The sequence below is a fragment of the Kineococcus indalonis genome, assembly GCF_009906395.1.
Taxonomy (GTDB): domain Bacteria; phylum Actinomycetota; class Actinomycetes; order Actinomycetales; family Kineococcaceae; genus Kineococcus; species Kineococcus indalonis.
The window spans coordinates 1-10,364 of the sequence record NZ_JAAALM010000083.1 but is presented as its reverse complement, the minus strand read 5'-3'; the positions used below and the strand labels follow the sequence as shown (position 1 = coordinate 10,364).

Sequence of the window (10,364 nt, the reverse complement as noted above, 5' to 3'; positions counted from 1 at the left end):
GTCGCGGACGTCACGGGCGCGGACGGCCCCGCGCTGCCCGCGGCCGTGGACGTGCGCGGCGTGGACGTGCGCGGCGTGGAGGTCGGTGAGGCCGCGGGCGCGACGGTGGCCGCGGTGCGCACCGCCTGAGCCCGCGCACGAGCCCGGGCGTGGACGGGGGCCGGGACCGCTGCCGGCGGTCCCGGCCCCCGTCCGCAGCCGGGGCGGGTGGTCAGGCCGCCAGGTCCTCCAGCACGCCCACGACGTGCGACGGGGCCGGCAGGGCGGCGATCTCCTCGGCCAGCCGGCGGCCCGCCTCGCGGTGCGAGGCGTCCTGCACCAGCCGCCGCACCGCCTCGTGCACCGCCGGGGCCGTCACCTCCTCCGGCTGCAGGTCCAGGCCGCAGCCCTGCGTGCGCAGCGCCGCGGCGTTGGGGAACTGGTCGTGCGCGCGCTGCGGCAGCGCCAGCTGCGGCAGCCCCTCGGCGGAGGCGCCCAGCAGGGTGCCGCTGCCGCCGTGGTGCACCACCACGTCCACGAGCGGGAACACGCGCGCGGCGGGCACGAAGGCCTCCACGTGCACGCGGGGGTCCAGCGGTCCCAGCTCGCCCGGGTCCAGCGCCGAGCCGACCGCGGCCAGCACGTCCACGTCCAGCCCGCTCAGCCCCGCCAGCACCTCGCGCAGCACCGGCGCCTCGCCGGAGGCCACGGTGCCCAGGGTGAGGTAGACGACCGGGCGCGCGCGCGGGCCCTCCAGCCAGCCGGGCACCGGCTGGCCGTCCTCGCTCCAGGCCTGCGGCCGCAGCGGGGACGCCGGGATCGGCAGCCGCGCACCGGGCCGCCCCAGCGACGCCGGCCACACGTCCAGGTGCAGCCTGCCGAACACCCCCGGCCCCTCGGGGACGAGCTCGCCGTCCTCGCCGCGCCGGCCCAGCTCCGTCAGCGCCCCGGCGCACGCGGCCTCCATCGGCGGCGGTGACCACGGGCCCACCCCGTGCCGCACGGCGGGGACCCCCGCGCGGGCCGCGGCGACCGCGGCGCCCATCGCCAGCTCCTCGTAGACGACCAGGTCCGGTCGGGTGCTGCGCAGCAGGGGGGTGAGCTGCTCGTCCACCTCGCCGGCCAGCACCTCGCCGAACATGGCCGCCGCCACCCGCCAGCGCTCGCGCGGTTCCAGGGTCCGCAGCTCCGGCCGCTCGCGCATCACCCGCCCCACCGCGGCCTCGATGACGGCGTCGACGCGCTCGACCTTCCAGCCGGCCGCGGCGAGCCGGTCGGCGGGAGCGCCTCCGGTCGCCACCACCACGTCGTGGCCCGCGGCGCGCAGCGCCTCGGCGGTCGGCATCACGGGGTAGACGTGCCCGAAGGCGGGCAAGCTGCTCACGAGGACTCGCACGGTGCTCTCCTTGCTCGGGGGCGGGTCTCCCGGTCCGCGCCGAGGGGGCGCGGACCGGGTCGTGCACCCGGCCGGGGTCAGCCGGCCGGGTCCGGCGCGCGCGGCCGCGGCGTGCGGGTCGGGCGCGTGGAGAGGGGGTGGGACGAGCTGCGCGGGCGCCCGCGGGTGCGTTCGCGCACGTGGCGGCCCGGGCGGCGGCGGCTGGGGGCCAGCGCGCCGCAGGCCAGGGCCGCCACGGCCAGCACGCCGGAGGCCAGCACGAAGGCGTCGGCGAACCCGGCGGCGAAGGCGTCGGCGGCGGCCAGGCGCAGGGCCTCGCCGGCCGGGCCCAGCGCCTGCGCGACGGCCTGCGCCGGTCCCGCACCGCCCAGGGCCACCTCCGCCAGGGGGGCGGGCACCGCCACCAGCGCCGGCAGCAGGTCCTCGCGGTAGGTGGCCACCAGCACGCTGGACATCACCGCGATGCCCAGCACCCCGCCGACCTCGCGGGTGATGTCGTTCACGGCGCTGGCCACCGAGCGCCGCTCGGGGGGCAGGCCCTCCAGGATCAGCGACGTCCCCGGGATCATGGAGGCGCCGAAGCCGGCGCCGAAGACGACCAGGGCCAGGACCACGTGCCACAGCCGGCCCGTCCCGGCGGCCGTCGCCAGCCCGAAGAACCCCGTCGCCATGAGCAGCAGGCCGACCGCCGCGGGCCCGCGCGAGCCCCAGCCGGCGCCGCGCGCGCCCATCACCGCCGAGCCGGCGCCGGCGCCGACGGACAGGGCCAGCAGCACCAGCGCCGCCTGCAGCGCGGAGTACCCCGGCACGATCTGCAGGTACTGCGGCAGCAGCGTGAACAGGCCCAGCGCGGTGAAGAACTGCGCCACCACCAGCAGGCTGCCCACCGCCAGGCCGCGGCTGCGGAACAGCCGCACGTCCAGGGCCGGTTCCGGGGTGCGCAGCTCGCGCAGCACGAAGCCGGCGGCGCCGGCCAGGCCCAGGGCCAGCGGCAGCAGCACCCGCACCGACGTCCAGCCGTGCAGCGGTGCCTCCAGCACGGCGAAGACGACGCCGGACAGCGCCACCACCGCCAGCAGGGCGCCGGGCAGGTCCAGGGACAGGTGCGGGTCGCGGTGCTGGCCCACCAGCGCCAGCACGCCCGGCACCAGCAGCAGGGCGGCCGCGCCGAACAGCACCTGCACGCTGCCCCACCAGAACGCCTCCAGCAGCGCCCCGGCCGCCAGCAGGCCCACCACCGAGCCGCCGGCGCTGACGCCGGACCACACCGCGATCGCGAAGCCGCGCCGCTCGGGCGGGAAGGAGGAGACCAGCGCCGACAGCGTCACCGGGAAGACCGCGGCCGCGCCGATCCCGGACACGGCCCGCAGCACGATGAGCGCCTCCACGGACGTGGCGAACGCCGAGGCGAGGTTGCCGGCGCCGAAGACCAGCAGCCCGCACACCAGCAGCGTGCGCTGCCCGAAGCGGTCGGCGGCGATGCCCGCCGGCAGCAGCAGCGCCGCGAAGAACAGCGAGTAGGCGTCCACCGCCCAGGTCAGGGCGCTCTGGTCGGCGCGCAGGTCCGCGCCCACCGAGGGCAGGGCCAGGGCCAGCGAGGAGTTGGCCGCGATCACCAGCCCCAGGGGCGTGCACAGCAGCACCAGCAGGGCGCGCAGCCGCGCGGGCGAGGCGGTGGGCCGCACCCGCGGCGCGTCGAGCGCGGGGGCGGCGGTGTCGGGCGGCGAAGCCACGGGTCCTCCGGGAGGCCGGTGCGGGGTGTCCCCGCCAGCCTCGCCGCACCGGCTCGCGCGCGGAACCGGGTCGGACCCCTGGGTCAGCGCGCCGCCCGGCGCGGCAGGGTCCTGCCACGCGTCCGCCAGGTGCCCGCCGGGCCGGCGCCCCGGGCGCGCCGTGCCGCCCGCGGGGCCGCACGCACCGGGGCCCCGCACCGGCGAGCGGTGCGGGGCCCCGGGCGGCGCGGGGGAGCGGTCAGCTCTCCCCGCCGGCGCTGCCGCTGCGGCCGGCGCGCACGTCGTGCAGCTGGTACTTCTCGATCGCCTGGCCGGGCGCGCGCCAGTCGACCTCGCCGCGGCGGGCGAGCATCTCCAGGGCGCGCACCGCCACCGACGGGCCGTCGATGTGGAAGTACCGGCGGGCGGCGGCGCGCGTGTCGGAGATGCCGAACCCGTCGGCGCCCAGCGAGGCGAACTCGCCCGGCACCCACGGCTGGATCTGGTCCGGCACCGCGCGCATCCAGTCGCTGACCGCGACCACGGGGCCGGGGGCGTCCTGGAGCTTCTGCGTCACGAACGGCACCCGCGACTCGTCGCCCGGGTTGAGGAACGCGTGCTCGTCGCAGGCCAGGCCGTCGCGGCGCAGCTCGTTCCAGCTGGTGACCGACCACACGTCGGCCACGACGCCGAAGTCGTCCTTGAGCAGCTGCTGGGCCTCCAGCGCCCACGCCACCCCGACGCCGGAGGCGAGCAGCTGGGTGCGCGGGCCCTCGCCCTCGCCGACGGACACGCGGTGCATGCCGCGCACGATGCCCTCGACGTCCACGCCCTCCGGCTGGGCCGGCTGCACCATCGGCTCGTTGTAGACCGTCAGGTAGTACATGACGTTCTCGGGCTCGTCGCCGTACATGCGGCGCAGGCCGTCCTTGACGATGTGCCCGATCTCGTAGGCGTACGCGGGGTCGTAGGAGACGACCGCAGGGTTCGTCGCCGCCAGCAGCAGCGAGTGCCCGTCGCCGTGCTGCAGGCCCTCGCCGGTGAGCGTGGTGCGCCCGGCGGTGGCGCCGATGAGGAAGCCGCGCGCCATGGTGTCGGCGGCGGCCCAGATGTTGTCGCCGGTGCGCTGGAAGCCGAACATCGAGTAGAAGATGTACAGCGGCACCATCGGCTCGCCGTGCGTGGCGTAGGAGGAGCCGGCCGCGGTGAACGCCGCCACCGAGCCGCCCTCGTTGATGCCGACGTGGAGGATCTGCCCCTCCACCGACTCCTTGTACGCCAGCATCAGCTCGCGGTCCACGGACGTGTAGTTCTGCCCGTGCGGGTTGTAGATCTTGATCGTCGGGAACAGCGAGTCCATGCCGAACGTGCGGGCCTCGTCCGGGATGATCGGCACGACGCGCTTGCCGAACTCCTTGTCCCGCATGAGGTCCTTGAGCAGGCGCACGAACGCCATGGTGGTGGCGATCTCCTGCTTGCCCGAGCCCTTGGCGGCCACCTTGTAGGCGTCCTCGCCGGGCAGGTGCAGCGGCGCGTGCTGCACGCGGCGCTGCGGCACCGGGCCGCCGAGGTCGGCGCGCCGCTTGCGCAGGTACTGGATCGCCTCGTCGCCGTCGCCGGGGTGGAAGTACGGCGGGCGGTAGGGGTCCTTCTCCAGCTGCTCGTCGCTGATCGGGATGCGCAGCGAGTCGCGCAGGAGCTTGAGGTCCTCCAGCGTCAGCTTCTTCATCTGGTGCGTCGCGTTGCGGCCCGCGAAGTGCGGCCCGAGGCCGTACCCCTTGATGGTCTTGGCGAGGATCACCGTCGGCTGCCCGGTGTGCTTCACCGCCGCCTGGTACGCCGCGTAGACCTTGCGGTAGTCGTGGCCGCCGCGCTTGAGCGACCAGATCTCGTCGTCGCTCATGCCCGCCACGAGCTTGGCCGTGCGCTCGTCGCGTCCGAAGAAGTTCTCGCGGACGTAGGCGCCGTTCTCCGCCTTGAACGTCTGGTAGTCGCCGTCGGGCGTGGCGTTCATGAGGTTCACCAGCGCGCCCTGGTGGTCGGCGGCCAGCAGGGAGTCCCACTCGCGGCCCCACAGGACCTTGATGACGTTCCAGCCGGCGCCGCGGAAGAACGCCTCCAGCTCCTGCACGATCTTGCCGTTGCCGCGGACGGGGCCGTCCAGGCGCTGCAGGTTGCAGTTGACGACGAAGGTGAGGTTGTCCAGCTCCTCGTAGGCGGCCAGCTGCGCGAAGCCGCGCGACTCCGGCTCGTCCATCTCGCCGTCGCCCAGGAACGCCCACACGTGCTGCTGGGAGGTGTCCTTGATGCCGCGGTTGTGCAGGTACCGGTTGAACTGCGCCTGGTAGATCGCGTTCGCCGGGCCCAGGCCCATCGAGACGGTCGGGAACTCCCAGAAGTCCGGCATCAGCCGCGGGTGCGGGTAGGACGAGAGCCCGTTGGGCGCCGCCGAGACCTCCTGGCGGAAGCCGTCGAGCTGCTCGGGGCTCAGGCGGCCCTCGAGGAAGGCGCGCGCGTACACGCCGGGGGAGGCGTGGCCCTGGATGAAGACCTGGTCGCCGCCGCCGGCGTGGTCCTTGCCGCGGAAGAAGTGGTTGAAGCCGACCTCGTACAGCGTCGCCGACGAGGCGTACGTGGAGATGTGCCCGCCCACCCCGATGCCGGGCCGCTGCGCCCGGTGCACCATGACCGCCGCGTTCCAGCGGATCCAGGCGCGGTAGCGGCGCTCGACGTCCTCGTCACCGGGGAACCACGGCTCCGACTCCGGGCCGATGGTGTTGATGTAGTCCGTGGCGGTCAGGCTGGGGACGCCCACCTGCTGCTCGCGGGCGCGCTGCAGCAGCTGCAGCATGAGGTAGCGGGCGCGGTTCTTCCCGCGCTCGTCCACCACCCCGTCGAGGGAGGCCAGCCACTCCGCGGTCTCCTCGGGGTCGATGTCGGGCAGCTGGCTGGGCAGCCCGTTGAGGATGGGGCCGAGCCCCGCGGGGCCGTTCCCCGCGTCGTCGCGTCTGGCCACGGTGGTGGTCCTCCCGCTGTCGTCCGTCGGCCCGCGGTCAGCGGGCACGGGCCCAGGCTATTCCGCGCGGGCGACGGCCACCTCACCCGGGACCCGCCCGGCTCCGGCGGGGACCTGCTCGCCCGCCGCCCGCAGCCGGTGCGCCCCCGCGTAGACGTTGGCGGTGGGCGGGCGCAGGAAGCCCACGAGGGTCATGCCCGCCGCCCGGGCCAGCGAGACCGCCAGCGAGGAGGGGGCCGAGACCGCCGCCAGCACCGGCACCCCGGCCATCGCCGCCTTCTGCACCAGCTCGAAGGAGGCCCGCCCGCTGACCACCAGCACCCGCCCGCGCAGCGGCAGCGCGCCGGTGCGCAGCCCCCAGCCGACGACCTTGTCCACCGCGTTGTGCCGGCCGACGTCCTCGCGCAGGCACAGCAGCTCGCCCCCGGCGGTGAACAGGCCCGCCGCGTGCAGCCCGCCGGTGCGCTCGAAGGCCGCCTGGTGCTCGCGCAGCACCCCCGGCAGCGCCTCCAGCACGCCCGGGTCCAGGCGCACGTCGTCCCCGTGCAGCGGCGCGGGCACCCGGGCCAGCACCTGCTCCACGCTGGCGGAGCCGCACACCCCGCACGCCGACGTCGTGGTGAACGGGCGCGCCACCCGCTCGCCCGCCAGCCGGCTGCCCGGGCGCGGGGTGACCTGCGCCACGTTGCGGGTGGGCTGCCCGTCCTCGCCGACGTCCGTGCAGTGCCGCAGCGCCACCACGTCCCCGGCGTCGCCCAGCAGCCCCTCGGCGTGCAGGAAGCCCAGCACCAGGTCCACGTCGTCGCCCGGTGTGCGCATCGTCACGGTCAGCTGCTCGCCGTCGACCTCCACCTGCAGCGGCTCCTCCACCGCCAGGGTGTCCACCCGCGCCGTGCGCGCCCCGCCCCGGGCGCGTGCGCGCAGGTCTCGGGGAGGTCGCGCGCAGGTCTCGGGCGGGTCGCACGCCGGGCGCGCACCGGGCGCGCACCGGGCGCGCACCGGGCGCGCAGCGAGCACGCGCGGGGCCCCGGCGGGGGTGCCGCCTTGCGCGCGGGGTGCCCGGTGGGCTGGACTAGGAGGTCACGGACCATGGAGGACCCCGCGCAGCGGGGCAGAGGGAAGGCAGGACAGCACGTGGGCGCGACCACGGACCCTGCCGCCGACACGGCGGCAGTGGCCAAGCTGGGCTTCAAGCCCGGCCAGCTCGTGCAGGAGTTCGGCTGGGACGAGCACGTCGACGACGACTTCCGGGTCGCCGTCGAGGAGCTGACCGGCAACGAGCTCCTCGACGAGGACGCCGACGACGTCGCCGACGTCGTCCTGTGCTGGTTCCGCGGGGGTGACGGCGACCTCGGGGACGCCCTCGTCGACGCCATCACCAACCTGACCGACGGCGGCATCGTCTGGCTGCTGACGCCCAAGAAGGGCCGGCCCGGCCACGTGACCGCCGCGGAGATCGACGAGGCCGCCCCCTCGGTGGGCCTGCACGCCACCAGCAGCGTCAGCGCCTCCGCCAACTGGGCCGGCACGCGCATGACCACGCCGAAGAGCGGTCGCCGCTGAGCACGCGGCGCGCCGCGGCCCCCGGCCCCGGCAGCACCTTCCCGGTGCCCGGGGCCGTGGTGCGCGACCAGCACGGCGAGCCCCTGCGGCTGTCGGAGCTGTGGGCCGAGGGGCCGGCGCTGCTCGTGCTCGTCCCGGCGGCCTTCTCCACGCACTGCACCGCCGAGCTGGGCGCGCTCGCCCACGACGTCGACACCTTCGACGAGGCCGGGGTCCAGCTGGCCGCGCTGTCCTGCGACCCGGTGCCCGCGCTGCGCGCCTGGGGCGACGACCGGCACTACCCCTTCCCGCTGCTGTCGGACTTCTGGCCGCACGGCGCCGTCTCGCGCGCGCTGGGGGCCTTCGACGAGGGCACCGGCGCCAGCGAGCGGCTCTCCCTGCTCGTGGCCGACGGCCGCGTGGTGTGGGCCCTGCGCGGCCCGGCGGACCGCGCCCGCCCCCTCGCCGCGCACCACGAGGCGCTGCACGCCCTGGGCGCGGACCGCTGAGGCACTACCGTGGACGCCGCCCGGCCCCGCGCCGGTGCGGGCCCGTAGCTCAGCTGGTAGAGCACCGCGCTTACACCGCGGCCGTCGTCGGTTCGAACCCGGCCGGGCCCGGGGTCCGGCGAGGGGGTCGTCGCGGGGGTCGTCGTGGCCACGGCCCCCGTGCTCGCCGAGGTCCTGGAGGTCCTGGAGGCGATGCACCCCGCGCGCTGGGCCCAGCCGTGGGACGCCGTCGGCCTCGTGTGCGGCGACCCCGCCCGCACCGTGCGCCGCGTGCTGCTGGCCGTCGACCCCGTCGAGGCCGTCGTCGACGAGGCCCTGGACAGCGGCGCCGACCTGCTGCTGGTGCACCACCCCCTGCTGCTGCGGCCGGTGACCTCGGTGGCGGCCACCACCGCCAAGGGGCGCCTGGTGCACCGCCTCATCGAGGCCGGCTGCGCCCTGCACGTGGCGCACACCAACGCCGACGCGGCCGCCCCCGGCGTCTCCGACGCCCTGGCCCGCGTGCTCGACCTGGACCACCTCGTCCCGCTGGAGCCGCTGGCCGCCGAGCCGGGCCGCCCCGAGCTGGGCATCGGCCGGGTGGGCACCCTGCCGGCGCCCGAGCGGCTGGCCGACTTCGCCGACCGCGTCGCGCAGGCCCTGCCCGCCACCGAGCAGGGCGTGCGGGTGTCCGGCGACCCCGACGCGCTCGTGCAGCGCGTCGCCGTGTGCGGCGGCTCCGGCGACAGCCTCTTCGCGCAGGTGCGCGCCAGCGGCGCCGACGTGTTCGTCACCGCCGACCTGCGCCACCACCCCGCCTCCGAGGCCCGCGAGACCGCCGCGCTCGGCGACGCGGGCGCCCCGCACCTGGTGGACGTGGCCCACTGGGCCAGCGAGTGGCCCTGGCTGGCCGGCTGCGCCGACCGCCTGGTGACGGGGCTGGCCGCGCGCGGCCGTACCGTGGGCGCCCACGTGTCCACCACGCGCACCGACCCCTGGGCGCTGCGCGTCCCCAGTCGAGGAGAGTGACCCGGCGGATGCCCAAGGCTCCGGCGATCGACCAGCAGAAGCTGCTGGACCTGCAGGCCGTCGACATCCGGCTCGCGCAGCTGGCGCACCGGCGCGCGACCGTGCCCGAGCAGGCGGAGCTGGACTCCCTGCTCGCCGAGCGCCGCCGCGTCGCCGACGTCCTGGTGGCCGCGCGCACCCTCGTCAGCGACGGCGAGCGCGCGGTCGCCAAGGCGGAGGCCGACGTCGCGCAGGTGCGCGACCGCGCCGCCCGCAACACCTCCCGGCTGGAGTCCGGGACCGGCAGCTCCAAGGACCTGCAGGGCCTGCAGCACGAGCTGGAGTCCCTGGCGCGCCGGCAGGGGGTGCTGGAGGAGGTCGAGCTGGAGGCGATGGAGAAGCTGGAGCAGGCGCAGTTCGCCGCCGCCGAGCTGGCCACCACCGACGGCGAGCTCGCCGAGCAGGCCGAGGACGTCGCCCGCCGCCGCGACGCGGTGCTGGAGGAGGTGGCCACCGAGGAGCGCGCCGCCCTGGCCCGGCGCGAGGCCATCGCCTCGGGCATCGAGCGCGCCCTGGTGGAGCTGTACGAGCGCACCCGCGCCCCGCGCGGCGGGGTCGGCGCGGCCCTGCTGCGCAGCCGCCGCTGCGAGGGCTGCCGGCTGGAGCTGAACGCCTCCGACATCGCCGCGCTGCGCGCCGCCGCCGCCGACGAGGTCGTCTTCTGCGAGGAGTGCGGGCGCATCCTCGTGCGCACCGCCGAGTCCGGGCTGTGAGCGGGCGCCGGCTGCGCGTCGAGGCCGACGGGGGTTCCCGCGGCAACCCCGGCCCCGCCGGCTACGGCGCGGTCGTCAAGGACGCCGCCAGCGGCGAGGTCCTGGCCGAGGTCGCCGAGTCCATCGGCCGCGCCACCAACAACGTCGCCGAGTACCGCGGGTTGCTGGCCGGCCTGCGGGCGGCGGCGGCGCTCGACCCGGACGCGCGGGTGGAGGTCCGCATGGACTCCAAGCTCGTCGTGGAGCAGATGTCCGGGCGCTGGCAGGTCAAGCACGCCGACATGCGCCGGCTGGCCGAGGAGGCCCGCGCTGTGCTGCCCGCCGGGCGCGTGGACTACGCCTGGATCCCGCGGGCGCAGAACTCCCACGCGGACCGGCTGGCGAACGAGGCGATGGACGCGGCGGCCGCCGGCCGCACGTGGCGGCGCGGCGACGGGCCCGGTCCGGGCG

Annotated in this window: 9 protein-coding genes and 1 tRNA gene; 6 read left to right on the top strand and 4 right to left on the bottom strand. The window is 76.7% G+C overall.

Annotation, left to right across the window (positions count from 1 at the left end; translation table 11 throughout):
• Nucleotides 1-211: 211 nt before the first annotated feature.
• The 4 genes from GTR00_RS06455 to fdhD all read right to left on the bottom strand — a co-directional run bounded on the left by GTR00_RS06455 (nucleotide 212) and on the right by fdhD (nucleotide 6,988).
• Nucleotides 212-1,363 carry a glycosyltransferase gene (locus tag GTR00_RS06455; RefSeq protein ID WP_205705210.1) on the bottom strand — a complete coding sequence of 384 codons (1,152 nt, stop codon included), beginning with the start codon at nucleotides 1,361-1,363 and terminating at the stop codon, nucleotides 212-214.
• A gap of 89 nt (nucleotides 1,364-1,452) precedes the next feature.
• Nucleotides 1,453-3,108 (bottom strand): MFS transporter, encoded by a 1,656-nt coding sequence (locus tag GTR00_RS06450; RefSeq protein ID WP_166610810.1) that lies wholly within the window; start codon nucleotides 3,106-3,108, stop codon nucleotides 1,453-1,455.
• Nucleotides 3,109-3,346: 238 nt separating this feature from the next.
• Complete coding sequence (aceE, locus tag GTR00_RS06445) at nucleotides 3,347-6,103, bottom strand: pyruvate dehydrogenase (acetyl-transferring), homodimeric type (RefSeq protein WP_166610809.1); 2,757 nt, start codon at nucleotides 6,101-6,103, stop codon at nucleotides 3,347-3,349.
• Nucleotides 6,104-6,160: 57 nt separating this feature from the next.
• Nucleotides 6,161-6,988 carry a formate dehydrogenase accessory sulfurtransferase FdhD gene (gene fdhD / locus GTR00_RS06440; protein WP_407659622.1) on the bottom strand — a complete coding sequence of 276 codons (828 nt, stop codon included), beginning with the start codon at nucleotides 6,986-6,988 and terminating at the stop codon, nucleotides 6,161-6,163.
• Nucleotides 6,989-7,237: 249 nt separating this feature from the next.
• Between fdhD and GTR00_RS06435 the strand changes: the two genes are divergently transcribed.
• The 6 genes from GTR00_RS06435 to GTR00_RS06410 form a co-directional block, all read left to right on the top strand.
• Nucleotides 7,238-7,666: a DUF3052 domain-containing protein gene (locus tag GTR00_RS06435; protein WP_323132270.1), complete on the top strand. Its 429-nt coding sequence runs from the start codon at nucleotides 7,238-7,240 to the stop codon at nucleotides 7,664-7,666.
• Nucleotides 7,667-7,710: 44 nt separating this feature from the next.
• The gene (locus GTR00_RS06430; protein WP_166610807.1) at nucleotides 7,711-8,154 is read left to right on the top strand and encodes a redoxin domain-containing protein; all 444 of its coding nucleotides are present in this window, start codon (nucleotides 7,711-7,713) and stop codon (nucleotides 8,152-8,154) included.
• A 38-nt stretch (nucleotides 8,155-8,192) separates the two neighbouring features.
• Nucleotides 8,193-8,265 (top strand) — tRNA-Val (locus GTR00_RS06425).
• Between the two features lie 81 nt (nucleotides 8,266-8,346).
• Nucleotides 8,347-9,162 (top strand): Nif3-like dinuclear metal center hexameric protein, encoded by an 816-nt coding sequence (locus GTR00_RS06420; RefSeq protein WP_166610812.1) that lies wholly within the window; start codon nucleotides 8,347-8,349, stop codon nucleotides 9,160-9,162.
• Between the two features lie 8 nt (nucleotides 9,163-9,170).
• On the top strand, nucleotides 9,171-9,914 hold the full coding sequence (locus tag GTR00_RS06415) for a zinc ribbon domain-containing protein (protein ID WP_166610806.1): 744 nt from the start codon (nucleotides 9,171-9,173) through the stop codon (nucleotides 9,912-9,914).
• A partial coding sequence (locus tag GTR00_RS06410) for a reverse transcriptase-like protein (RefSeq protein WP_166610805.1) occupies nucleotides 9,911-10,364 on the top strand: 454 nt, incomplete at its 3' end. The genes GTR00_RS06415 and GTR00_RS06410, both read left to right, overlap by 4 nt.

Bases quoted from the DNA above. Each gene is read 5' to 3' on its own strand.
- GTR00_RS06415 (WP_166610806.1), top strand. From the start codon at position 9,171: ATGCCCAAGGCTCCGGCGATCGACCAGCAGAAGCTGCTGGACCTGCAG.
- GTR00_RS06420 (WP_166610812.1), top strand. From the start codon at position 8,347: ATGCACCCCGCGCGCTGGGCCCAGCCGTGGGACGCCGTCGGCCTCGTG.